General features: G+C 68.6%; 23 protein-coding genes and 1 pseudogene. 13 read left to right on the top strand and 11 right to left on the bottom strand.

Annotated elements, in window-relative coordinates:
* The first annotated feature begins 55 nt into the window (after positions 1 to 55).
* The gene (locus tag J7E87_RS12475; protein WP_215093098.1) at positions 56 to 1,585 is read left to right on the top strand and encodes a glycosyltransferase family 87 protein; all 1,530 of its coding nucleotides are present in this window, start codon (positions 56 to 58) and stop codon (positions 1,583 to 1,585) included.
* 111 nt (positions 1,586 to 1,696) lie between these two features.
* Here the strand turns inward: J7E87_RS12475 and J7E87_RS12470 are convergent, their stop codons facing one another.
* From J7E87_RS12470 to J7E87_RS12460, 3 genes are all read right to left on the bottom strand, one after another.
* On the bottom strand, positions 1,697 to 2,728 hold the full coding sequence (locus J7E87_RS12470) for an alanine racemase (RefSeq protein ID WP_215093096.1): 1,032 nt from the start codon (positions 2,726 to 2,728) through the stop codon (positions 1,697 to 1,699).
* 85 nt (positions 2,729 to 2,813) lie between these two features.
* Positions 2,814 to 3,932 (bottom strand): peptidoglycan bridge formation glycyltransferase FemA/FemB family protein, encoded by a 1,119-nt coding sequence (locus J7E87_RS12465; RefSeq protein ID WP_215093094.1) that lies wholly within the window; start codon positions 3,930 to 3,932, stop codon positions 2,814 to 2,816.
* A 120-nt stretch (positions 3,933 to 4,052) separates the two neighbouring features.
* The gene (locus J7E87_RS12460) at positions 4,053 to 4,367 is read right to left on the bottom strand and encodes a hypothetical protein (protein WP_215093092.1); all 315 of its coding nucleotides are present in this window, start codon (positions 4,365 to 4,367) and stop codon (positions 4,053 to 4,055) included.
* A 259-nt stretch (positions 4,368 to 4,626) separates the two neighbouring features.
* Between J7E87_RS12460 and rpsF the strand changes: the two genes are divergently transcribed.
* The 4 genes from rpsF (at position 4,627) to rplI (ending at position 6,340) form a co-directional block, all read left to right on the top strand.
* Positions 4,627 to 4,917, top strand: coding sequence for a 30S ribosomal protein S6 (rpsF, locus tag J7E87_RS12455; protein ID WP_215093090.1), 291 nt, complete (start codon positions 4,627 to 4,629; stop codon positions 4,915 to 4,917).
* 74 nt (positions 4,918 to 4,991) lie between these two features.
* Positions 4,992 to 5,597: a single-stranded DNA-binding protein gene (locus J7E87_RS12450; RefSeq protein ID WP_215093088.1), complete on the top strand. Its 606-nt coding sequence runs from the start codon at positions 4,992 to 4,994 to the stop codon at positions 5,595 to 5,597.
* Positions 5,598 to 5,639: 42 nt separating this feature from the next.
* A complete protein-coding gene (gene rpsR, locus J7E87_RS12445; protein WP_003956534.1) occupies positions 5,640 to 5,876 on the top strand; it encodes a 30S ribosomal protein S18 in 237 nt (78 codons plus the stop codon).
* A 17-nt stretch (positions 5,877 to 5,893) separates the two neighbouring features.
* On the top strand, positions 5,894 to 6,340 hold the full coding sequence (rplI, locus tag J7E87_RS12440) for a 50S ribosomal protein L9 (RefSeq protein WP_215093087.1): 447 nt from the start codon (positions 5,894 to 5,896) through the stop codon (positions 6,338 to 6,340).
* Positions 6,341 to 6,467: 127 nt separating this feature from the next.
* Here the strand turns inward: rplI and J7E87_RS12435 are convergent, their stop codons facing one another.
* Positions 6,468 to 7,805, bottom strand: coding sequence for an MATE family efflux transporter (locus tag J7E87_RS12435; protein WP_215093085.1), 1,338 nt, complete (start codon positions 7,803 to 7,805; stop codon positions 6,468 to 6,470).
* A gap of 442 nt (positions 7,806 to 8,247) precedes the next feature.
* On the opposite strand from J7E87_RS12435, the gene dnaB reads away from it, so the two are divergent.
* From dnaB to J7E87_RS12405, 6 genes and pseudogenes are all read left to right on the top strand, one after another.
* Positions 8,248 to 9,714 (top strand): replicative DNA helicase, encoded by a 1,467-nt coding sequence (gene dnaB / locus J7E87_RS12430; protein ID WP_215093269.1) that lies wholly within the window; start codon positions 8,248 to 8,250, stop codon positions 9,712 to 9,714.
* Between the two features lie 322 nt (positions 9,715 to 10,036).
* The gene (locus J7E87_RS12425; protein ID WP_215093083.1) at positions 10,037 to 10,870 is read left to right on the top strand and encodes a PIG-L family deacetylase; all 834 of its coding nucleotides are present in this window, start codon (positions 10,037 to 10,039) and stop codon (positions 10,868 to 10,870) included.
* 595 nt (positions 10,871 to 11,465) lie between these two features.
* Positions 11,466 to 12,695 (top strand): Clp protease N-terminal domain-containing protein, encoded by a 1,230-nt coding sequence (locus tag J7E87_RS12420; protein WP_215093080.1) that lies wholly within the window; start codon positions 11,466 to 11,468, stop codon positions 12,693 to 12,695.
* An 84-nt stretch (positions 12,696 to 12,779) separates the two neighbouring features.
* Entirely contained in the window at positions 12,780 to 14,288 is a 1,509-nt protein-coding gene (locus tag J7E87_RS12415) for a histidine kinase (protein WP_215093078.1), read from the top strand.
* Between the two features lie 4 nt (positions 14,289 to 14,292).
* On the top strand, positions 14,293 to 14,946 hold the full coding sequence (locus tag J7E87_RS12410) for a response regulator transcription factor (protein WP_215093076.1): 654 nt from the start codon (positions 14,293 to 14,295) through the stop codon (positions 14,944 to 14,946).
* Between the two features lie 64 nt (positions 14,947 to 15,010).
* Positions 15,011 to 15,287, top strand: a pseudogene (locus J7E87_RS12405) (hypothetical protein); the annotation flags it as partial.
* A 355-nt stretch (positions 15,288 to 15,642) separates the two neighbouring features.
* On the opposite strand, the gene J7E87_RS12400 reads toward J7E87_RS12405, so the two are convergent.
* The 4 genes from J7E87_RS12400 to J7E87_RS12385 form a co-directional block, all read right to left on the bottom strand.
* Positions 15,643 to 16,095, bottom strand: a complete 453-nt coding sequence (locus J7E87_RS12400; protein ID WP_215093074.1) for a GNAT family N-acetyltransferase — start codon at positions 16,093 to 16,095, stop codon at positions 15,643 to 15,645.
* Between the two features lie 10 nt (positions 16,096 to 16,105).
* Positions 16,106 to 16,564: a MarR family winged helix-turn-helix transcriptional regulator gene (locus J7E87_RS12395; RefSeq protein ID WP_215093072.1), complete on the bottom strand. Its 459-nt coding sequence runs from the start codon at positions 16,562 to 16,564 to the stop codon at positions 16,106 to 16,108.
* Positions 16,565 to 16,678: 114 nt separating this feature from the next.
* Positions 16,679 to 17,533, bottom strand: a complete 855-nt coding sequence (locus J7E87_RS12390) for a GNAT family N-acetyltransferase (RefSeq protein ID WP_215093070.1) — start codon at positions 17,531 to 17,533, stop codon at positions 16,679 to 16,681.
* Positions 17,534 to 17,538: 5 nt separating this feature from the next.
* Positions 17,539 to 18,084, bottom strand: coding sequence for a DUF2269 domain-containing protein (locus J7E87_RS12385; RefSeq protein ID WP_215093067.1), 546 nt, complete (start codon positions 18,082 to 18,084; stop codon positions 17,539 to 17,541).
* 77 nt (positions 18,085 to 18,161) lie between these two features.
* On the opposite strand from J7E87_RS12385, the gene J7E87_RS12380 reads away from it, so the two are divergent.
* Positions 18,162 to 18,812, top strand: a complete 651-nt coding sequence (locus J7E87_RS12380) for an HAD family phosphatase (protein ID WP_215093065.1) — start codon at positions 18,162 to 18,164, stop codon at positions 18,810 to 18,812.
* Between the two features lie 284 nt (positions 18,813 to 19,096).
* Positions 19,097 to 20,983, top strand: a complete 1,887-nt coding sequence (locus J7E87_RS12375) for a globin domain-containing protein (protein ID WP_374195164.1) — start codon at positions 19,097 to 19,099, stop codon at positions 20,981 to 20,983.
* A 96-nt stretch (positions 20,984 to 21,079) separates the two neighbouring features.
* Here J7E87_RS12375 and J7E87_RS12370 read toward each other — a convergent pair whose 3' ends face one another.
* The 3 genes from J7E87_RS12370 to J7E87_RS12360 all read right to left on the bottom strand — a co-directional run bounded on the left by J7E87_RS12370 (position 21,080) and on the right by J7E87_RS12360 (position 23,966).
* The gene (locus J7E87_RS12370; RefSeq protein ID WP_215093061.1) at positions 21,080 to 21,559 is read right to left on the bottom strand and encodes an NUDIX domain-containing protein; all 480 of its coding nucleotides are present in this window, start codon (positions 21,557 to 21,559) and stop codon (positions 21,080 to 21,082) included.
* 52 nt (positions 21,560 to 21,611) lie between these two features.
* Complete coding sequence (locus tag J7E87_RS12365) at positions 21,612 to 22,502, bottom strand: LysR family transcriptional regulator (protein ID WP_215093059.1); 891 nt, start codon at positions 22,500 to 22,502, stop codon at positions 21,612 to 21,614.
* Positions 22,503 to 22,820: 318 nt separating this feature from the next.
* On the bottom strand, positions 22,821 to 23,966 hold the full coding sequence (locus J7E87_RS12360; protein WP_215093057.1) for a cystathionine gamma-lyase: 1,146 nt from the start codon (positions 23,964 to 23,966) through the stop codon (positions 22,821 to 22,823).
* Positions 23,967 to 24,053: the final 87 nt, after the last annotated feature.

The following is a 24,053-nucleotide window of genomic DNA, read 5'->3' as shown; positions in this document are numbered from 1 at the left end:
ACCGGGTGCGGCGGCCCTCGCCGTGTCCCAGACCTCGTACGGCAGGATGTGCACCATGCCCAGCGCAGAAGAGACGAGCGTGTACCAGGACCGACCGCAGCGGGCCGAGCGACCCGACGTGCGCCCCACACGGAATGACTCCGTCGCCGCGTCCGGCAGTGAGCTGATCGGCGGTCCGGCGGGCCGCTGGGCCCGGCGGGGCAGCAGCGGACGGCTCACTCCCGTACGCGTTGTCGCACTGGTGGCAATCGGCATGTTCGCGCTGGGCATGGTGCAGAAGATGCCCTGTTACAACTGGGCCTGGTTCCGGGGCACGAGCTCCCAGTACACCCACGCCTGCTACTCCGACATTCCGCACCTCTTCCTCGGGCGTGGTTTCTCCGAGGGGCTCATCCCGTACTTCGACCGGCTGCCCGGCGACATGGAGTACCTCGAGTACCCGGTCCTCACGGGCGTCTTCATGCAGGTCGCGTCGTGGCTCAATCTCGCGGGCGGCTCCATGCAGAACCAGGAGCAGATGTACTGGATGGTCAATGCGGGCATGCTGATGATCTGCACCGCGGTCATCGCCGTCTGTGTGGCCCGCACACACCGTCGCCGCCCCTGGGACGCCCTGCTGCTGGCTCTGGCGCCCGCCTTCGCGCTCACCGCCACCATCAACTGGGACCTGCTGGCCGTGGCGCTCACAGCCGCCGCGATGCTCATGTGGTCACGCGGCCGGGCGCTTGCCTTCGGCATCCTCATCGGGCTCGCGACCGCCGCCAAGCTCTATCCCGTACTGCTGCTGGGCCCGTTGCTCCTGCTGTGCTGGAGAGCGGGCAAATGGCGAGAGTTCGCCACCGCGACGCTCGGAGCGGCCGGTGCCTGGTTGGCGGTGAACCTGCCCGTGATGCTGATGGCGCCGGAGGGGTGGAAAAAGTTCTACACCTTCAGCCAGGAGCGGCAGGTCGACTTCGGCTCCTTCTGGCTGATCATCACGCAGCGCACGGGTGAGCCGCTGGAAGTCGACTCGGTGAACACCTACGCGACGCTGCTGATGATCCTGGCGTGCGCGGGCATCGGGGCGCTGACGCTGAGCGCGCCCCGGCGGCCCCGTTTCGCGCAGCTCGCCTTCCTGGTGGTCGCGGCGTTCATCATCACCAACAAGGTCTACTCGCCGCAGTACGTACTGTGGCTGATTCCGCTCGCCGCGCTGGCCAGGCCGCGCTGGCGGGACTTCCTGATCTGGCAGGCCTGCGAGGTCATGTACTTCCTGGGGATCTGGATGTACCTCGCGTACACGACCAGTCCCAAGCACCAGGGGCTGCCCCCCGAGGGCTATCAGGTGGCGATCGCCCTGCATCTGCTGGGGACGCTGTACCTGTGCGCCGTGGTCGTACGGGACATTCTGATGCCGGAACGGGACGGCGTACGGAAGGACGGCTCGGACGATCCGTCGGGCGGGGTGCTCGACGGAGCTGCGGACGTCTTCGTGGTGGGGCACGCGGCGCATCCGCCGCGGCATGCGGCACACGCGGTGGTGGGGCCGGCGGTGGAGTGGGGGGCGCAGTCCCACGGGCCCGGCGGGGCGCGGCCGTCGGCTTAGCGTGGTCCGGGGGACCCTGCGGGCCCCAGAGGCCTCTCAGGGCGCCTCAGCCGGCCGCTCCGGGCGGCTGAGCAGGCTCCCCTTCGGGGCCTGCTCCTCTCCGGGGCCGCCTCAGTGGTCGACGAGGCGGTCGTACTGCGTCGTGGTGTGGCGCAGATGGGCCACCAGCTCGTCGCCGACCTTCGGCTCCTGCGATTCCGCCGGCACGAACAGGATCGACACCTGCATGTGCGGCGGCTCGGCGAACCAGCGCTGCTTGCCCGCCCAGACGAACGGCGACAGGTTGCGGTTGACGGTCGCCAGACCCGCGCGGGCGACCCCCTTGGCGCGCGGCATCACGCCGTGCAGGGCCTTCGGGGCCTCAAGGCCGACGCCGTGGGACGTGCCGCCGGCGACGACGACCAGCCAGCCGTCGGAGGCGGCCTTCTGCTGGCGGTAGCCGAAACGGTCGCCCTTGGTGACACGGGTGACATCCAGGACGGCACCGCGGTACTCGGTCGCATCGTGATCGCCGAGCCACAGCCGCGTACCGACACGGGCGCGGAAGCGGGTCTGCGGGAACTGCCGCTGGAGGCGGGCCAGCTCCTCGGCGCGCAGATGGCTGACAAACATGGAGTGCAGCGGCAGCCGGGCCGAACGCAGCCGGTCCATCCACCCGATGACCTCCTCCACCGCGTCGGATCCGTCCGTACGGTCGAGGGGCAGATGCAGGGCGAAGCCCTCCAGGCGTACGTCCTCGATGGCCGCGTGCAGCTTGCCCAGGTCCTGCTCGGCGACGCCGTGGCGCTTCATCGAGCTCATGCACTCGATGACCACGCGCGCCCCGACCAGCGCGTGCACACCGTCGACCGACGAGACCGAGCGGATGACCCGGTCCGGCAGCGGAACCGGCTCCTCACCCCGCCGGAAGGGGGTCAGGACCAGGAGATCACCGCTGAACCAGTCCTTGATCCGGGCCGCTTCGTACGTCGTGCCGACGGCCAGCATGTCCGAGCCGAAGCGGGAGGCCTCGTCGGCGAGGCGCTCATGACCGAAGCCGTAGCCGTTGCCCTTGCAGACCGGGACGAGACCGGGGAACTGGTCGATCACGGACTTCTGGTGCGCCCGCCAGCGCGCGGTGTCTACGTAGAGGGAGAGCGCCATGGCCGGCCCGGAACCTTTCTGGTGGCTGCGGTGTATCTGAGGTATGTACGAGATTTACGAGGTTACGGCGTTGGCCGCGGCGGCGTCAGCGGCGGGACATATACATGTCGAGCGCCTTGTGCAGCAGCTTGTTGAGCGGGAAGTCCCACTCGCCGACGTACTCGACGGCCTCGCCGCCGGTGCCCACCTTGAACTGAATCAGGCCGAAGAGGTGGTCGGTCTCGTCCAGGGAGTCGCTGATGCCGCGCAGGTCATAGACGGTCGCGCCCATCGCGTAGGCGTCTCGGAGCATGCGCCACTGCATCGCGTTCGAGGGCCGGACCTCTCGGCCGATGTTGTCGGAAGCGCCGTAGGAGTACCAGACATGCCCCCCGACGACCAGCATCGTCGCCGCGGACAGGTTCACCCCGTTGTGCCGCGCGAAGTACAGTCGCATCCGGTTCGGATCCTCGGTGTTGAGCACCGTCCACATGCGCTGGAAGTACGAGAGCGGGCGCGGCCGGAAGTGATCGCGCACAGCGGTGATCTCGTACAGCCGCTGCCACTCGGCCAGATCCTCGTAGCCGCCCTGGACGACCTCGACACCGGCCTTCTCGGCCTTCTTGATGTTGCGCCGCCACAGTTGGTTGAAGCCCTTGAGGACATCGTCGAGCGAACGGTTGGCCAGCGGCACCTGGTAGACGTACCGCGGCTGTACATCGCCGAAGCCGGCGCCGCCGTCCTCACCCTGCTGCCAGCCCATCTTCCGCAGCCGGTCCGCCACTTCGAACGCACGAGGCTCGATATGCGTCGCCTCGACGTCGCGCAGCCGCTTCACATCCGGGTCCTGGATGCCGGCCTTGATCGCGGGCGCGTCCCAGCGGCGGATGACGACCGGCGGGCCCATCTTCACGGAGAAGGCGCCCTGCTGCTTGAGGTGGGCGAGCATCGGCTGCAGCCAGTCGCCCAGGTTCGGCGCATACCAATTGATCACCGGGCCCTCGGGCATGTACGCGAGATAGCGCTTGATCTTGGGCAGCTGGCGGTACAGCACCAGGCCCGCGCCGACCAACTCACCGCTCTTGTCGAACCAGCCCAGGTTCTCCGAGCGCCATTCCGTCTTCACATCAGCCCACGCCGGGACCTGGCAGTGACTTGCCGCGGGCAGGGACTGGACATACGCCAGATGCTGCTCTCGGCTGATGGTCCTCAGGGTCAAGCTCATGCGTGGCGCTCCTCGGCAGGTGTGTCCCCATGGGTACAGGGGCTCCGGCTCTCGCGCCGAAGCCTACTGCGCTGGGGGAGCGCCCCGAATGGCTGCTGGGAACCTGGGCAGGGACCGCGCCTAGCCCAGGACCCCTCCGAACAGTCCGCCGTGGGCCATGCCGAGGAAGAAGCCGAACCCGGAGGCGCCAAGACCGATGATCAGTGCGAAGCGTTCGCGTGTCGTCACCGAGATGAACTGCCCGTAGGCGCCTGTGAGGATCCCCACCAGCCCGGCCCAGGAGCTGAGCAGATGGAGGTTGTAGAACATGGCCGAGACGAAGGCGACGGCGCCGAGCACCAGAGTCACCGCGAGCAGAGTGTCCTGGACGGGATGAGGCTTGCCGTCTGTGGAGAAGAGGGACACGGGGGATTGTCGTCGCACTGCCTGTGCCATGGGGCACCTCCTGGCGTTGCCGGAAGGCGGCGCATGGTAGCGCCGCGCACACCCGATGTGTACAGATTGCGTCCCCCGCTCACCGGATTTCAACCGGAAGCCTGTCTGCGGGTAGTCTGTACGGTCTGCACCGGTGTCTGCCCTGGCCAGAAGCAATCCTCCTGGATTGTCAGTGGCGGCCGATACCGTTGCGTACGCATCACGACCCTCCTGCCACGGAACGACCGTGGCCGCTGAGTCCAAAGGAGGTGGGTTCCACATGCGTCACTACGAGGTGATGGTCATCCTCGACCCCGAACTCGAGGAGCGCGCTGTCTCCCCGCTGATCGAGAACTTCCTCTCCGTCGTCCGTGAGGGCAACGGAAAGGTTGAGAAGGTCGACACCTGGGGCCGTCGTCGTCTCGCTTACGAGATCAAGAAGAAGCCCGAGGGCATCTACTCGGTCATCGACCTGCAGGCCGAGCCTGCGGTCGTCAAGGAGCTCGACCGCCAGATGAACCTGAACGAGTCGGTCCTCCGGACCAAGGTCCTCCGTCCCGAGACCCACTGAGCATCTAGCTCAGAGGTCATCGGGTTCGAGTAGCAGCAAGCAGCCAGCAGCAATCCCCGCCGAGAGGTTCACCCATGGCAGGCGAGACCGTCATCACGGTCGTCGGCAATCTCGTCGACGACCCCGAGCTGCGCTTCACCCCCTCCGGTGCGGCGGTCGCGAAGTTCCGTGTCGCGTCCACTCCCCGCATCTTCGACAAGCAGACCAATGAGTGGAAGGACGGCGAAGGCCTGTTCCTCACCTGCTCGGTCTGGCGTCAGGCGGCGGAGAACGTCGCGGAGTCGCTTACGCGAGGCATGCGCGTCGTCGTGCAGGGCCGGCTGAAGCAGCGGTCCTACGAAGACCGCGAGGGTGTCAAGCGCACGGTCTACGAGCTGGACGTCGAGGAAGTCGGCCCCAGCCTCAAGAACGCCACGGCCAAGGTCACCAAGACCACCGGTCGCGGTGGCCAGGGTGGTTACGGCGGCGGTCAGCAGCAGGGCGGCGGCAACTGGGGCGGCGGCCCCAGTGGCGGTGGCCAGCAGCAGGGCGGCGGCGGTGCACCCGCCGACGATCCCTGGGCCACCAGCGCGCCGGCCGGCGGCGGCCAGCAGCAGGGCGGTGGGGGCAGCTGGGGCGGAAGCTCAGGCGGAAGCTCCGGCGGTTCCGGTGGCGGCTACTCGGACGAGCCGCCCTTCTAAGGGCAGCCCGTACCCCACTTCTTGATCACACAGGAGATACACATGGCGAAGCCGCCTGTGCGCAAGCCGAAGAAGAAGGTCTGCGCATTCTGCAAGGACAAGACCGTATACGTGGACTACAAGGACACGAACATGCTGCGGAAGTTCATTTCCGACCGCGGCAAGATCCGTGCCCGCCGCGTTACCGGCAACTGCACGCAGCACCAGCGTGACGTCGCCACGGCCGTGAAGAACAGCCGTGAGATGGCGCTGCTGCCCTACACGTCCACCGCGCGATAAGGGAGGGTGACCGAATCATGAAGATCATCCTCACCCACGAGGTCTCTGGCCTCGGTGCCGCCGGCGACGTCGTTGACGTCAAGGACGGTTACGCTCGCAACTACCTGGTCCCGCGTGGTTTCGCGATCCGCTGGACCAAGGGTGGCGAGAAGGACGTGGCGCAGATCCGCCGCGCCCGCAAGATTCACGAGATCGCGACCATCGAGCAGGCCAACGAGGTCAAGGCCAAGCTCGAGGCCGTAAAGGTGCGTCTGGCTGTTCGCTCCGGCGACGCCGGCCGCCTCTTCGGCTCCGTCACCCTGGCCGACATCGCCTCGGCGATCAAGGCTGCCGGTGGTCCGGAGGTCGACAAGCGTCGTGTTGAGCTCGGTTCGCCGATCAAGACCCTGGGCTCGCACCAGGTGTCTGTGCGTCTGCACCCCGAGGTTGCCGCGAAGCTGGACGTCGAGGTCGTCGCCGCCTGAGCGTGGCGTTCGACTGAGCAGTTCTGAGCAGCACGAAGGGCCGCACCCATCGGGTGCGGCCCTTCCGCTGTGCCGCGAGCCGTCCAGTTTCACGTGAAACATAGACGGTGAATAGTCGAGCGTGGAGTCAGCGCGTGGCGCCGGTGACGAGCCAGCGGCCGGAGCGCATACGCAGCCAGAGCGTCAGCATTCGGATGGTCATCATCAGCGTCATGGCCCACCACAGAGCCGTCAGCCCGCCGCCGAAGGTGGGGACGAGCAGGGCGACGGGTGCGAAGACCGCCAGCGTCACGAGCATCGCTCCAGCGAGGTAGGTGCCGTCGCCCGCTCCCATCAACACGCCGTCGAGTACGAAGACGACGCCCGCGATCGGCTGGGAGACGGCGACCACCAGCAGAGCCGGGAGCAGCGTGTCGTGCACCGCCGAGTCGCTGGTGAACAGTGGGACGAAGAGCGGTCGCAAGGCCACGATCAGGATGCCGAACACCACGCCGGAGGCGATGCCCCACTGCACCATGCGGCGGCAGGCTTGGCGGGCTCCCTCGGCATCATCGGCACCGAGGTAGCGACCGATGATCGCCTGCCCGGCGATGGCGATCGCGTCGAGTGCGAAGGCCATCAGGCTCCACAGCGAGAGGACGATCTGGTGGGCGGCGACTTCGGTGTCGCCGAGGCGGGCCGCGACGGCGGTGGCGATCAACAGAACGGCGCGCAACGAGATCGTACGGATCAGGAGGGGCGCGCCGGCCTGGGCGCTGGCTCGTATGCCCGCCGCGTCGGGGCGCAGAGAAGCGCCGTGCCGCCGTGCTCCCCGTACGACAACGACCAGATAGGCGGCGGCCATGGCGACCTGGGCGATGACGGTGCCCCACGCGGAGCCGGCGATGCCAAGGCCAGCGCCGTAGACGAGCCCCGCGTTGAGCCCGGCGTTGGCGGCGAAGCCGCCGATGGCGACGTACAGAGGAGTCCGGGTGTCCTGGAGGCCGCGGAGTACGCCGGTCGCGGCGAGCACGATGAGCATCGCCGGTATGCCGAGGCTGGATATCCGTAGATAGGTGGTGGCGTACGGAGCGGCGGTGTCGGATGCCCCGAATGCCTGGACGAGCCAGGGTGCCGTGGGCAGCGTGACGGCGATGACGGCGACGCCGAGGAGCAGCGCCAGCCATATGCCGTCCATCCCCTGGCGGATGGCGGCCGCGAGATCGCCCGCGCCGACGCGTCGGGCGACGGCGGCAGTGGTGGCGTAGGCGAGGAAGACGAAGATGCTCACGGCGGTCGTCAGCAGGGCCGCCGCGACGGCCAGTCCGGCGAGTTGCGGGGTGCCGAGATGGCCGACGATGGCGCTGTCGACCATCACAAAGAGCGGCTCGGCGACGAGGGCGCCGAAGGCGGGGACGGCGAGCGCGATGATCTCTCGATCATGGCGCCGTCGGACGGTCTTCGGCGCCGCTGGTGCCTGTGTCATGGCAGCAATCTAATCTTCCACAGGTAAGAGATGCAATTGCCTTGCACTCCTTACTGAACCTCATGGTGCACGTCGCGCTGTGCGTCGTTTGTTCTGATCTTGGTCCAGTTGGGAAAGTTTTTCTCCCCCACAGCCGGTGGACGGAAAAAGTGCAGCTCAGATGCCATGCGATGGAGTGGCTATGAATTTGTCCACAGTACTGTCCCCCGGTCCGTGCACAGGTTCTGCGGGGTTCTCCACAGCATCTGGTCGGTCGTCCACATGGCCTGTGGATAACCAGATTGGCTGAAGGTGCCGCCGGGCCTACCGTGGACCGTCGCCCAACTCGCAGGAAGCGGAGTCTGGCCGTTCGTTTTGTCAGTGCCGTGCCGTAGAAAGATTGGCACGGTTAGGTCCGCGGAGCGGACGGTAGGAGGTGGCCGGGGTGAGCATTTCCGAGCCCTTGGACGACCCGTGGGCAGCCGAGGGCGGCCCCAGTGACCGTCTGCCCGTCTCCCGCCAGCGCCGCAGCGACGGCCGTGGGAGCCGCGAGGACCAGCACGAGCGCGGCAGGGACAACGGCGGCTGGGACGGCGGCTCCCCGGGTTTCGAGCGCGTACCTCCGCAGGACCTGGACGCCGAGCAGTCCGTCCTCGGCGGCATGCTCCTCTCCAAAGACGCCATCGCCGACGTCGTGGAGATCATCAAGGGCCAGGACTTCTACCGGCCCGCCCACGAGACCGTCTATACGGCGATCCTCGATCTCTACGCCAAGGGCGAGCCGGCCGACCCCATCACCGTCGCCGCCGAGCTGGTCAAGCGGGGCGAGATCACCCGGGTCGGCGGGGCGCCGTACCTGCACACCCTGGTCCAGTCGGTCCCCACCGCGGCCAACGCCTCGTACTACGCGGAAATCGTCCATGAGCGCGCGGTGTTGCGCCGCCTCGTGGAGGCCGGTACCAAGATCACGCAGATGGGATACGCGGCCGACGGCGACGTCGACGAGATCGTCAACTCGGCCCAGGCCGAGATCTATGCCGTCACTGAGCAGCGCACCAGCGAGGACTATCTGCCGCTGGGCGACATCATGGAGGGCGCGCTCGACGAGATCGAGGCGATCGGGTCGCGCAGTGGCGAGATGACCGGTGTGCCGACCGGTTTCACGGACTTCGACTCGCTCACCAACGGCCTGCATCCGGGCCAGATGATCGTCATCGCGGCCCGCCCGGCGATGGGTAAGTCCACACTGGCGCTGGACTTCGCCCGGGCCTGCTCGATCAAGAACAACCTGCCGAGCGTGATCTTCTCCCTCGAAATGGGGCGTAACGAGATCGCGATGCGCCTGCTGTCCGCCGAGGCGCGGGTGGCGCTGCACCACATGCGCTCGGGAACGATGACGGACGAGGACTGGACCCGGCTGGCACGGCGGATGCCGGATGTGTCGCAGGCCCCGCTCTATATCGACGACTCCCCGAACCTGTCGATGATGGAGATCCGGGCGAAGTGCCGGCGGCTGAAGCAGCGCAACGGCCTGAAGCTGGTCGTCATCGACTATCTGCAACTGATGCAGTCCGGCGGTTCGAAGCGCGCGGAGAGCCGTCAGCAGGAGGTATCGGACATGTCCCGAAACCTGAAGCTGCTGGCCAAGGAGCTGGAGCTGCCGGTCATCGCGCTCTCTCAGCTGAACCGTGGTCCGGAGCAGCGTACGGACAAGAAGCCGATGGTCTCCGATCTGCGTGAATCCGGCTCCATCGAGCAGGATGCGGACATGGTCATCCTGCTGCACCGCGAGGATGCGTACGAGAAGGAGTCGCCGCGCGCGGGCGAGGCGGACCTGATCGTGGCCAAGCACCGAAACGGCCCGACGGCGACGATCACAGTCGCCTTCCAGGGGCACTACTCCCGTTTTGTGGACATGGCGCAGACCTGATCGCGCATTTTTGTGGTCTCAAATTTCGTGTCGGAATCTCATGGCTGGTGCCGGATGGAAGTCGGATCCGACGTGGCGCTGAGACATGCAGGTCGCGCCTGTACCTCGTTCGCGTTGAACGCCGACGTCTGGAAGTCCAAGCGGCCGCGCCGGGAACAGCCGGTCCGGCCGGCACGGTTGCACCGACCGAGGGACCGGCGCCGCACGGGCGGGGAACACGGAGACCACAAGGTCGTGCGCCCCACCAGGATCCGGGCCCCAAGATCGCGGTACGCCCGCCGCGCACTCGGACCAAGACGTATTTCTGCAGGAGGACTGTTTCATGACTGACCGGCCCTTGACGCTCATGGCAGTACACGCCCACCCCGACGACGAGGCCACCGGAACCGGAGGGGTCCTCGCGCGGTACGCGGCGGAAGGCATCCGCACGGTTCTCGTGACGTGTACCGACGGCGGTTGCGGTGACGGACCGGGGGGTGTCAAGCCGGGCGATCCCGGGCACGATCCGGCGGCGGTCGCCTTGATGCGCCGTCAAGAACTTGAGGCGAGCTGTGACGTCCTGAAGGTCAGCGATCTGGAGATGCTGGACTATGCCGACTCGGGGATGACGGGCTGGCCGAGCAACGACGCCCCCGGATCCTTCTGGCAAACCCCCGTGCAGGAAGGCGCGGCCCGGCTCGCGGAACTCATGCGGCACTACCGACCTGATGTGGTCGTCACCTACGACGAGAACGGCTTCTACGGCCACCCCGATCACATCCAGGCCCACCGCATCACGATGGCGGCGCTGGAGATGACCGCGCTGGCACCGAAGGTGTACTGGACCACGATGCCCCGCTCGATGATGCAGCGGTTCGGCGAGATCATGCGCGAGTTTCATGAGGACATGCCGGAGCCGGATCCTGCCGAGGCCGCCGCGATGGCCGAGATCGGCCTCCCCGACGATGAGATCACCACGTGGGTGGACACCACCGCGTTCAGCGGTCAGAAGTTCGACGCGTTGGCCGCGCACGCCAGTCAGGGCGAGAACATCTTCTTCCTCAGGATGGGCAAGGAGAGGTTCGGCGAGTTGATGGGCATGGAGACCTTCGTACGTGTCCAGGACGCCACCGGCGCGGCCATACCCGAGAACGATCTCTTCGCCGGACTGCGCTGATCCGCCCGTCCGACCGGCCGGGAAAGCGCATCGACCGCACGGCGCACGCACGTCCCACACCGCGATCCGGCCGCGCTCGCGCACCGGTCCACCGCGTCGTTCAGGTTGTCGAGGGCATCCCGACGGTCTCCGCGGTCCGTGGCCGACCGATGGGCTTGGTATGCGTCGGCAGGGGCCGGGTGTGGCTGTCTCCATGTGCAGCAGGGACTCGGCGTTGAGTTCGAACGTGGTGCTGGTCGCCATGAATCGCTGGGCCTGCCCTTGTGGTGACGGAACGCAGAGGAGCGGGGTGCGTCGGCCTCGGTCAACGAGCCGACTGCGGCGTGGAGTCGGTGATGCACGAAATGGACGGCCGTCGGTCCTTGTCCGTCCCCGGCAGGGCAACCCTGACCTGGCCGACCGCGATTCCAACTGGCCGCGGTCCGCGTGACATCCGCTGTCCGGTCGTCGTACGACGGGGTGCGCCGGGTCGCTGATGTTCCGTAGCCGGCTTGCCGATCGGACCGGGAGTGTGGCCGGTCGGCCGACGCGGTGTCGCGGGGGGCGCGTCTAGCGTCGTTCTGACCAAGCCACCGCGCTTCGAGGGGAATGTTCGATGGATCAGCGAGGGACGACCGCAGCACACGCCGAGGCCACGGCCGTGATCGGAGCGACCACAGAGTTCGAGCCGGACGTCATGGACCTGCTCGTGGAGACACTGCGCCGTGCGGTCAGGCGCGAGTTGCCGGCCGTGGGGACGGACACCCTGCTGGGCGCGCTCGTGATGGGGGACACGGACGCCGGTGCGGCGATCGCCCCGGGGATGCGGAAGGCCGGTGCGCTCAGCGGCATGATCTCTGGCCGCGCGGGCCGCGGATGGGTGAGCGACGACGAGGTGCACAGTGCGCCGGTCGCGCCCGGCGCGGAAGCCGATGGGGTGGAGGTCGATGCGGCCTGGCGTGAAGCGCGGTGGCGCTTCGGCCTCGGTTTGCGCGGATCGGCTTCGAAGCGCGGCCCGGTGCTGCCCGGGATGACCGGGGCGATGCGCGCGTGCCTGCTGCTCGCGCTCAGGTCGGCCCGCGCCGAGGGGACGACAGCGGTGCGCTGCCGGCATGCGGCCCGTGCCCTGCTGGACCTGCCGGACAGCAGGGCACGGGAAGCCCTGCTGCTGCAGAGGCTGGATCCGGCCGCCGCGGCAACCGCGCTCGACGGACTGGACGCGAGCGCCCCGGCGGAGACCGAGGGACCGGAATCCCGCGGCGTCACCCTTCTTCGCCGGGCGGGAATGCTGGGCAAGAGCGGTAACCGCCTGACACGCGCGCTGACTTCGTGGACCTCCGGGGCCGCCGTGAACGGCTCACCGGTTCTGTCCGCGGTGTCCGTCGAGGCCGTGCGGCAAGCAGTACGGTGCGGGCGCGCGGCGGCGGAGCGGGTGGATCTCCTGCTGGCGATACTGGCCCTGGACCGGGCACTGTCCGTTGCCGGGCACTCGCTTCCCGGGAGTCTGTCGGACGCCAACGCTGCTCCGGCTCTGATGTGCCGGCACGGCGTACGGCAGGTTTCCCTGGTCTCTTCGGCTTCGGCGATCCCGTCTGCCGCTGTTCCCGACGGCGACGGTGTGCGGCTGTCCGCTGCCGCCGACCGGACCGTGGCGGTCGCGCGGCTGTCCGCCGCCGAGCACGGTTCGCCCACGGTCGGTACGGTCCACCTGCTGTCCGCGCTGCTCGACGAGTCGGCGACGGATGCGGACGCCGGGGCTGGTGGCGTGGTCGTACGGCTGCTGGCTGCCGGCCAGGTGGACGTGCCCGCGTTGCGGGCAGAGCTGAGCCTCCGGCTGGGCGCATGACACCCGGGGCCCGCCGTGCGGAGACCGCCGCCGCAGCAGCTACCGTTCCTCCCGGAGATCCACGGTGGCGCGCCAGGGGTGATCATGAGTCAGGTGCTCAAAGACACACAGCCGCCGCGCCCGTCCGTGCGGCTGGGACGCACGCTGACCGGTGTGCCTCGGTGGGTGCGCCGCGAGGCGGTCGAGAGCTGGGCCGCGATGCGTGCCGCTGAGCGCCGTACGGTCGTCGTCGAGGCGCTGGTCTTTGCCCTGGCGACAGCCTTCTGCCTGCTACCGCTGCTGCTGGCGCCCCCGGAACGGCCGGCGTCGGCGGTGCTGGAGGGGGTGTGGGCGGCGCTGATCGTCCCCGCTCGGCGCGTCCGGCCGGTCGCCGCGGTCCTCTGCGCCTCTTTGCTGCTCGTGGGTCACAACGTGTGGACGCTGGCGGTGGTGCCGCTGGTCGTGCTGTCCGCCACCCGTCGTATCGCACCGCAGCGCCGTGCGTGGCAGGCCGTCGGGGCGGCCTGCGCCGCCGTCGGTGCCCTGACCGTCGCCCGTGCCCTGGTCCGGTCCGACGCCTTGCCGTTGGAACTGGCCGGCAACGCGGTCTCCGCGGTGCTGCTTCTGCTGCTCCCCACCCTGGCCGGGACCCTGCTGGGGCGGCGGCGGCCCCTGGTCAGCCTGCTGCGGGAACGCAACGTCTATCTGGAACAGACCCGCACGCTGACCGCCGCGGCGGCCCGAACGGAGGAACGGACCCGGATCGCGGGAGAGATGCACGATCTCCTGGGCCACCGGCTGAGCCTGATCTCGGTGCACGCCGGGGCGCTTGAACTCGCCGCCGCGCGACAGGCGCCCGCCCTCGTCGGTCAGGCCGAGCTGCTGCGCACGACCGCCGGTACGGCCATGGGGGAACTGCGCGAAATCCTCGGTGTCCTGCGGCACGTGGACATCACGGACCTGACGGACAGGACCGGGGACGAGAGGGGAACGCGTGAGGACATCACCGCTCTGGTGACGGAATCCCGGCAGACAGGCAGCACCGTCGAGCTGGACTGGTCCGTTCCCGACACGGCCAAGGTGGGCCTCCGTACGCGTCAGGCGATCCACCGGATGGTCCGCGAAGGGCTGACGAACGTGCTGAAACACGCATCCGGCGCTCCCACCAAGGTGGAGGTCAAAGGCAAGGACAAGGGGATCGTGGTGTCCGTCACCAACGAGCCACCGCGCGCGGCGGACCGCTCCCAGGGGGGAAGCCGCAGCGGGCTGGCCGGCTGCCAGGAACGGATCTCGTTGCTCGGCGGCACGTTCGAAGCGGGCGCCTTGACGAACGGCGGTTTCCGCATGGCGGCTTGGCTGCCCACCCACGGCAAGCCCCTTGAATTCGCCGCGCTTGAGGGGGCCTTTACTGAAACCCCTCCGGACACGGCAACCCCTCCGGACACGGCCCGCCTTCCCTCCGGCGGCATCGGGCAGGAAGGGGCCCGTGCGCCGCTGTCGGACGAGATCCTGACCTGGCCGCGAGTCCTGGGATCGGGCTGCGTGGCGCTGCTCGTGGTCCTGCCGACGGTGGGCTTCCTCGTCGTACTGCTGACGACGGCAGTCCTAAGATGAGCTGATGATCCGAGTCCTGATCGCCGACGACGAGGCACTGATGCGTGCGGGAATCCGGCTGATCCTGGAGAACGCCGAGGACATCGAGGTGGTCGCCGAGGCGGGCGACGGTCGGGAAGCCGCCGCGGCATGCCGCGCCCAGGACGTCGACGTTGCCCTGCTCGACATCCAGATGCCGACCCGGGACGGAATCGCGGCCGCCGAGGACATCGCCCGTCTCTCGCCCCGCACCTGTGTCGTGATGCTGACGGCATTCGGCGAGGGAGCCAGCGTGACGCGGGCCCTGCGGGCCGGGGCGAGCGGTTTCCTCCTCAAGGACACCGGTCCCGCCGAGCTGATCCGCGCCGTGCAACTCGCCGCGAGGGGTGAACCGGTCCTGGCACCCAGGATCACCCGGCAGTTGCTGGAACGGCATGTACGGTCCGGCCGGGACACCGAGGCCGCTCTGCGCAGGACCGAAGAGCTGACCCCGGCCGAACGGGATGTCCTGCGGCTGCTCGGCACGGGCCTGTCCAACGCGGAGATCGCCGATCAGCTGTATCTGAGCGCCGGCACGGTCAAGGCGCACATCAGCCGGATCCTCACCCGCACCGGCTGCGCCAACCGAGTACAGGCCGCCGTCCTCGCACAAGACGCCGGGCTGCTCACCGACCGTTGAGCCTGGCCCTCCGCAGTCCCGCACAAGCGGACGGGGTGGCACAAACTGGACCAGGGCGGCAGCCGTCTGGTTCTACTTCGAGGTCGACGCTGAAGGTTGGGTGACACGGCAGATCGAGCTCGAAGGACCTGAGCTGACCCCGATCGCAGCGGCCTCCCTCGACGAGTGGCAGCAGGCCCACGACGCAGGCTGCCTCGACGAGTACGACAACAGGTTCGGGATCACAGCAGAACTGCCCGTATCCGAGTGGGAAGGCTACGCCCCGAAGCAAGTGACCTTCGAGGAGTTCGAAGCAGTTTGGGGGCACCGCCCGCCGGCAGATCGCAGCCCGGCCGTCATGATTCCCGAAGCGGGCGTGAGGAAATGCCACCTCTCCTGAGACAACAGCGTCTGGCCACGGCGTGAGAATGCCCGAGAAGCTGCTGGTCAGCACGACGCCCTAGGCCACGGGCCGTGAAATCCTACACATCTGTAGGGTCTCAACTCCGCGAGGGGAGCGAGCGCCGGTACCGGGTGATGAGGCGTGCGCAGGCGGCGAGGAAAACGAATCGCGGCGCCGGTGGCGTGCACGGCGACCACCGCGTCGGCTGCCGCCACCGGCGAGTCCGCCCGTACGGACGGCGCCAGCAGGTGGCGGCGACCGAGCCGGATGCGGCGCTGCTCGTCACTGATCCGGTGCACGGTGAACTCCCTTGGTCAGAGCTGGAGTTTGAATCCCACATGGGATGCCTCGAAGCCGAGCCGCTCGTAGAAGCGGCGGGCGTCGGTGCGGGAGGCGTCCGAGGTCAACTGCACCAACTGGCAGTCCTGGCGGCGGGATTCGTCGATGGCCCATTCGATGAGCTGGGTGCCCAGACCGCTGCCGCGCTCCTCGGCGTGGATCCGTACCCCTTCAATGATCGAGCGGGTCGAGCCGCGCCGAGACAGCCCCGGAATGATTGTGAGCTGGAGAGTCCCTACGACACGGTCCTCGCGTACGGCGACGGCCTGGATCTGGTTCGGGTCCCGGGACAGCCGCTCGAAGGCGGCGGTGTACGGGGTGAGGTCGTCGGGCGATTCACGCCTGGCGCCCAACGGGTCGTCGGCGAGCATCGCCACAATCGCCGGAACGTCGTCGATTACCGCGGGCCGTATTTCCAGATCGCTCATGATCCGCAGATTACGCGGGGACCCGCAGTTCCTCGACTGTCCTGACCAGAGGAGCCAGCTCAGGGTTCTTGGCGGCTTCGTCGAGGGCTTCGCGCAGCGCCTTGTCATTGGTCGGCCGGGCCTCACCGAGCAGGGCAAGGCCGGACTCGGTCACGTCGGTGTAGATGCCGCGGCGGTCGGTGTCGCAGAGATACCGGGTCAGCAGGCCGCGGTCCTCGAGGCGAGTGACAAGGCGGGTGGTGGCGCTCTGGCTCAGCATGACGGCATCGGCCACCTGCTTCATCTGCAGATGGCCGCCCTGGCCGCTGTGCTGGCGGCTGAGGACGTCGAGCAGTGAGTACTCGCGCATGCTCAGGCCGTGCTTGGTCTCGAGTGCGCGCTCGATGTGCGCCTCGATCTTCCCGTGGAGCAGGGAGAGGGCGCACCAGCTCTGAGAGAGCGCGGTGAGTGCGGGGTCGGTCGCGGTCATGTGTCTTCCTCCTCCGGCCGGAGCGGCTTCTCTCCAGGATAGAAGACTACTGCAATAGCCCGCGCTTGCAATTATCTCCGCATCTATTCGATCCCGCTCCTATTTCAAAGGGGACTAGCCCGCCGCGACCGACAGCGGGGCGAAGCGGCGGGTCCAGTCGCCCGGGAGGTCCGGGATGCCATAGGTCATAACCGCATTGAAGGCGATCGTCTCCAGGCCGTGTTCCTTCACCCAGGCGAGCAGCTCCTCGTGACGTACGTCGATGTCCGTGCGGAGCGGCCTGTCGGTAGCGGCCGCCAGGGAGCTGATCAGAGCCTTCGCCGTCCGAGTGTCCCTGGCGATCAGGGGGCCGACCACATGGGTCTCCATGTTCGGCCAGGCCGCCGCGTAGCCCGTCAGGACGCCGTCCTCCTCCGCCACCCGGAGCTGGTCGGCGAAGGCCGGCAGCCGCGTGATCATGTGGAGGCGGTCCAGGCCGAAAACCTCGGTGTCCAGGCGCAGGAGGGCGGGCAGATCATCGGCGGTAGCCGGGCGGGTGGTCACCTCTGCCTCAGCGGCCGGGGCCTGGAGATGGCCGCGGACCATCTCGGCCCGGCCGACGTTCACGAAGCCCAGCTCCTCGTACAGCGGCTGCCCGTGGGGGGTGGCATGCAGGGTGACCGGTGTGTCCCCGGCCTCCGCCAGCGCGTGCTTCATCAGCCGGCGCCCGACACCCTGGCGCGCGTACCGCTCGGCGACGAGCATCATCCCGATCGCGGCGAGCCCGCGTCCGTACGACGTCACTATGCAGGCGGTCACCAGCCCCTTGCCCTCAGGGTCATCGATGCCGTAGCCCGTCCCTGCCGCGAGAAGCAGGCCCCATTTGTGCTCCTCCCGAGGCCACCCGCGGTCCTCGGAGAGATCGGCGCAGGACGTGCGGTCGTCCGTGGTCAGACGGCGGATGGGCAGCTCGGAAAGCGGTGTCGACATACGGGTCAGGCTGTCGGACGCAGTGATCGCTCGTCCAGTGCTTTCCGTGAAGCGGCCAAGACGCGCAAGCGCCGGCCGCGCCGTGTGAGACCCCATGGCTTGAGGACAGAGATAACCGTCATGAAGCCGTACGCGGTGAAGGAGACGACCGGTCCCATCACCAGGTCCAGGGGGTCCGCCAGCGGGGCGCTCGCGGTGACGGTCTCGACCGCGTCATTGACACTCGGACGGAGCGCGAAGATCGATGCGGTGAGGGTGATGAGGCTCAGCCAGAACTTCGTGTAGACCCAGCGGTGCCTGGCAAGGCCCCACTTGGTGCCGAGCGACAGAACGAGACCGCTGAGCACAGTCAGCAACCCGAGGGGAATCACGAGCCAGTCAGTGAAGACCTTCATCGAGCGGCAGGCAGCTTCGACCATGGACGCGGATTCCGTGCCGGCTGCGGTGAGGGCAAGCGCGAGCAGTCCGAGCGTGAGCCCCAGCCAGCCGGCGGACGCGGCGACATGGACGACGAGGAGGGCGCGGCGCGCGGGCCGCTTGAGTGGTTTCACGTGAAACACCGTGCCGCGCTGGGACGGTGTACCGCGTCTGACGACGGGAGTAACTGCGGGTACTAGCCTCGGCGTACATGGCGGACAGGGCGAGAACGCGCAGGCTGCATATCTTCGATCTCGACGGCACGCTGATCCGTGGATCGGCGGCGCCGGTGGAGATATCGCGGCAGCTGGGACTGCTGGAAGAGATCGGGGAGCTGGAGCGGGACATGATCGCCCGCAAAATAGGCCCGCCGGAGTATGCGGTGCGGGTACACGCTCTCTGGAGCGATCTCACTGATGCTCATGTTGCGGCGGCCTTCGAGGCGGCGCCCTGGCTTGAAGGCATCCGAGAGGTATGGCGGGAGATCCGCGAAGGCGGCGACTACTGCGCAGTAATTTCCCTCTCGCCGTCCTTCTTCGTTGAGCGGCTGCTGGGTTGGGGAGCTCACTCCGCGCACGGCTCACGCTTTCCCGAGTTGCCCTTCAGCCGGCCCGTGGACCCATCGGGCATTCTCAGCGCAGCCGCGAAAGTGAAGATCGCGGACGAGCTCTGTGCAGAGTTTGGGCTTGGTCTGGACGCATGTGTTGCATACGGTGATTCCATGTCCGACGCGGAGATCTTCACGGTAGTGCCCACAACGGTGGCGATGAATGCAGATCACCATCTGTCAGGTCTGGCGACATACGCGTATACGGGGGGAGATCTGCGCGAAGCCTATGAACTGGTCAGATTCCGCGGGTAGTTCAGGAGCCCCGAGGCGGTGTGGGAACCCCGGACATGGCATGGGGGCACTGGAGCCTAACGGGGATGCCGGTTCGGACGCCCGGACTTTCTGCTCTTTGTCACCTACGGTGGCGCTGCCTGGCATGCTGCGATGACGGGCGCTGCGGGCAATGTCACATTCCCAGCTTGTTCGTCCCGATTCAGCTTGCGGCCATGGTTAGTGTGGGCTGGCAGTAGTCCTGAGGCAGAGCGGGGAATTGAGGCACGTTCCGAGCCAGCGGAAGTGCGTGGACCGACCGAAAGATGTTCGAGGCGAGGCACACAATGGACGCTCCGACCACCACGTCGGCCGACAACGGCACTTCCGGCGATGACAACGGGGGCGGATGGTTCACCCCCCGAAAGCCGGCGAGCCAGGGCCGGTCTGCCCCCAGTGAGGGGGCTTCCGCAGATGACGCCGATCAGGAACGAATAGCTGCCCCGAGGCGGTCTGTCGCCTCCGTACGCCCGGTGGGCTCCGGTACGTCCCGGCCCGCCCCGCCGCCCCCGGTCGGGGATGCGAGGGAGTCCGCGGCTCCAACCCATGAGACCCCTCCGAGCGCGGCCCCTGTCGACGGCCTGTCGGCCGAGCACGCGCCCGCCGGCCACCACCCGGGCGAGCGGGCCCAGGATCAGCGCAGCCAGCCGCAGAGAGCCTACGAAGGGCACACTGCCTACGAGAGCTCCGTTCGGCGTGAGGAGCGCGGCGCCCGCGAGAACAGTGAGGCCGCTCCTCGGAGAGCGAACACTCGCGAAACCGCGCACCCCGGCGAAGCCCTTCATCCGCCCGTGGCCCAGCACCCTGGCGAAGGTACCCGCCCACGCGAAGCGCCGCGCCCCGGTGAGGCGGCCCGGCAGCGGGAGTCCGCAGGACGACTCCACCTGGCGGGTCAGCCGCCCGAAACCGTGAATCCGCACGGAACCGGTGCAGGTACCGCAACCGGCCCCCGAGAAGCCCCCTGGTCGCGCGAAGCTCCGGCCTCCCACGGCACTCCCGCAGACCGGCCCCGCCACCCGCAGCCCGCCGCCCCTGCGACCAACGCGTCCCCCGACGCCATACTCATCCGCCGCACCATGGCGGAGATCGAGCCGGTCGCGGACAAGGTCACCTCGTACTTCTACGCCCTGCTCTTCGTCCGCCACCCCGAACTGCGGGACCTCTTCCCCGCCGCCATGGACTCTCAGCGCGACCGGCTCCTCAAGGCGCTGCTCACCGCCGCCGACCACATGGACAACGCGGCCGTGCTGACCGACTACCTGCAGAATCTGGGTCGCGGCCACCGCAAGTACGGCACTCAGCCGGCGCACTACCCCGCCGTCGGTGAGGCCCTGATCGGCTCGCTGACCCGGTACGCCACGGCGACCTGGGACGAGGAGACCGAGGCCGCCTGGGTGCGGACGTACACCAAGATCTCCCAGATCATGATCGACGCGGCAGCCGAGAACGAGCGTCAGGCGCCCGCCTGGTGGCATGCCGAGGTGGTTTCGCACGACCTCCGAACCCCGGACATAGCGATCATCACCGTCCGCCCGAACCAGCCGTACGCCTTCCTGGCCGGGCAGTACACGAGCCTGGAGACGCCCTGGTGGCCGCGGATCTGGCGGCACTACTCCTTCGCCGGGGCGCCCCGCACCGACGGCCTGCTCTCCTTCCACGTCAAGGCCGTCCCGGCCGGCTGGGTCTCCAACGCCCTGGTCCACCACGCCCGCCCCGGCGACGTGCTGCGCCTCGGACCGCCCACCGGCTCGATGACCGTCGACCACACCACCGACAACGGCCTGCTCTGTCTGGGCGGCGGCACTGGCATCGCCCCCATCAAGGCGCTGGTCGAGGATGTCGCCGAGCACGGTCACCGTCGCACGGTGGAGGTCTTCTACGGGGCGCGCACCGATTACGACCTGTACGACATCGACACCATGCTGCGGCTCCAGCAGACCCACCCCTGGCTGTCGGTCCGCGCAGTGGTCGACGACCGGGCGCAGTTCCCGGACGCCGTGCGCGAGTTCGGCCCGTGGTACGAGTACGACGCCTATCTCTCAGGCCCGCCCGGCATGATCCGCAGCGGCGTCCACGCGCTGCGGGGCATCGGTATTCCATTCGACCGGATCCGCCACGACTCGCTCGAGGAGCTCGTCGCGGCGGGCGACTAGACCGCGACGAGCCAAAGGCGAGCCGGCCCCCGTCCGGGTCCGGCCCAGTTCGCCGGAGGTTCGCCCAACTGTCACTGGGCAGCCCGGATCGGGCAGTCAGCCCAGGTCGGGGGCGTGCATCGCCCGTACCCCCTCGATATTGCCGTCCAGATAGTGCCGCAGTGACAGCGGTACGAGATGGACGGCGGCGATCCCCACCCGGCTGAACGGCACCCGTACGATCTCGTACTCGCCGCAGGGGTCGTCGATCTCCGGGCCGTGCCGTCGCGCGGGGTCCATGGACTCCAGCCGGCAGACGAAGAAGTGCTGCACCTTCACTCCCGTCACGCCGCCGTCCGCGATGTGCTCGACGGTGTCGACGAAGCAGGGCACCACATCAGTGATCTTGGCGCCGAGCTCCTCGTCCACCTCCCGGTGAAGCGCGTCGACGACGGTGGCGTCCTCGGGCTCGACCCCGCCGCCGGGCGTGAGCCAGTAGGGATCCACGCCTGGTTTGGTGCGCTTGATGAGGACGAGGTCGTCGCCGTCGAGCAGGATGGCGCGTGCGGTGCGCTTGACCACTGGCCGTTCGGTCATGGCTAGAAAATGGCCCGCGAGGGAGGTTCTGAAACTCCTGTCCGCCCGGCGGTCACCACTCGACGGCAGCGCGCAGCAGCCACTCGTGCGCCCGCGCGATGTGCGGCAGGGCGAGTGTGCCGGTGCGTACGGCGAGAAAGTAGGTACGCAGCGGGGGCACCGGAGGTTCCAGGAGCGCCACCACCCGCCCGTGCTGAAGGGCGTCCTCGCACAGATAGCGCGGCAGTACGGCGAGCCCCGCGCCCGAGGCCGCCGTCTCCAGGACGGCCCGCAGATCAGGGACTACGACGGCGCCCGTGGCCGGCGGCCGGGAGTCGAAGACGGCGGACCAGTAGCGCGAGACCAGCGGCAGGGACTCGTGGACCTCCACCACAGGAAGCTGATCGAGCACCACATGGCCACCGCGCAGCACTCCGGGCCCCAGCCGGGCTGCCCAGCGCGGCGAGGCCACCAGTACATGCTCCTCGTCGCAGAGCGGGGTCGAGGTGAGCAGTGAGCCGCGCGGCCGGGCCGTCGTGATGGCCAGATCGTGATGCCCAGCGGCCAGCCCTTCCAGCGTCTCCTCGGCGGTCCCGAACGTCGCCCGCAGCGCGAGCCCCTGCGAGATCAGCGGGGTGAGGGCGGGCAGGGCGCGCAGCGATGTGAACTCCGGGGGACCGGCGAGATGCAGGGTCCGTACGCCCGACTCCTCGTCGAGGCCGCTCTCGGTGATCTCCACCAGGGCGTCCAGATGCGGCGCTGCCCGGTGCGCGAGTTCGTCGCCGATGGTCGTGGGGGTCACGCCGCGGGCCTGGCGCAGGAACAGCGGGCGCCCCAACTGCCGTTCCAGCGTTCGGATCTGACCGGTCACCGCGGGCTGGGAGAGACCGAGGAGCGCGGCGGCGCGTGTGAAGGAGCCGGCCCGGTGCACCGTGACGAATGTGCGCAGCAGGGCCAGATCCATGCCATGTCCCTCCCGGCCGACGATGTCCGCGGACCTGTACAACTATAAATATGTCGATAGGTCGCTGTCGCTACTGTGATTGGACACTGACGCAGAGTCAACTAGCCTTGGTCACATGGTTCTTCGCATGGGGAACCGAGGGCGGTCCGAGCCATGAGGGGGGAGGCTCGGACCGCCCGTTGTACGTAATCCGGCTCGGCATCCGGCGTACTCCGGCGTACGCCCCCGTCCACCGCGCAGCTGCGCTCCGCGCCCCGGCTCGCATCTCCCGACGGCCGGAAAGTGCCCCCCAGCACCCCCGGACGCCCTGTGGCCGCGCTACCCCGCCGCCTCGTCCAACGCCCGCAGTAGGTCCCCCACCAGGTCCTCCGCGTCCTCCGCGCCCGCCGAGAAGCGGATGAAACCCTCCGGCACCGCGTCGCCGCCCCAGCGCCCGCGACGTTCCGCCGTGGAGCGCACCCCGCCGAAGCTCGTCGCCTCGTCCACCAGCCGCAGGCCCTCCAGGAAGCGCTCCGCGTGCCCGCGGTCGGGCAGCACGAACGAGACCACGCAGCCGAAGCGCCGCATCTGCCGCGAGGCGATCTTGTACGACGGGTCGCTCGGCAGCCCGGGATAGCGCAGCCCGGTCACTTCGTCGCGCCCGCCGAGAACCTCTGCGAGCGCAAGCGCGTTGGCGCACTGCCGCTCGATCCGCAGCTGCAGCGTGGCCAGCGAACGATGCGCGAGCCATGCCTCCATCGGCCCCGGAATCGCCCCGACGACCTTGCGCCAGCGCCGTACTCCCGCCGCCAGCTGAGGATCACGGCAGGTCACATGGCCGAGCAGGATGTCGCCGTGGCCCGTCATGCCCTTGGTGTCGCTGGCCACCGAGAAGTCCGCGCCCAGGTCCAGGGGGCGCTGTCCGAGCGGCGTCGCGAGGGTGTTGTCGACCGCGACCAGCGCGCCCGCCGCATGCGCCGCCCTGGTCAGCCGCCGCACGTCGCACACATCGAGCCCGGGATTGGACGGAGTCTCGATCCACAGCAGCTGCGCCCCGTCCAGGACGGACAGCTGTGCGTCGCCGCCGGTCGGGGCGGTCCTGACCTCGATGCCGTACGCCTCGAGCCGTTCGCGTACGAGCGGCAGCGCCTGATAGCCGTCACTCGGCAGCACCACCGAGTCCCCGGCCTTCAGCTGGGAGAAGAGCACGGCCGAGATCGCAGCCATCCCCGAGGCGAAGGTCACGGTCTCCACGGGTTCTCCCGGTGCCTCCAGTTCGCCGATCGCCCGCTCCAGATGGGACCAGGTCGGATTCTCGTCACGCCCGTAGGTGTACGGCCCGGTGGGCTCACCCGGCAGATGGAAGTGGGCCGCGAAGACCGGCCCCGGCAGGGTCGGTTCGTACTTCACCGGCACGGGAAGCCCTGCGCGTACCGCCCTGGTTCCTTCCCCTACCTGTGCCGGGCCACCGTTTCCTTCGGTCATGCCACACGCTCCTCGACTGCCGTCCCTACCGTGCCGGGCAGACCCTCGCTCGCCGCCTCCACCATCTTCATGCACTCCCGGAGCCGC

Source organism: Streptomyces sp. ISL-1 (assembly GCF_018614585.1).
In the GTDB taxonomy this organism is placed as follows: Bacteria; Actinomycetota; Actinomycetes; order Streptomycetales; family Streptomycetaceae; genus Streptomyces; species Streptomyces maoxianensis.
Note: the sequence above shows the minus strand (reverse complement) of the source record. Positions and strands in the feature narration are given on the sequence as shown.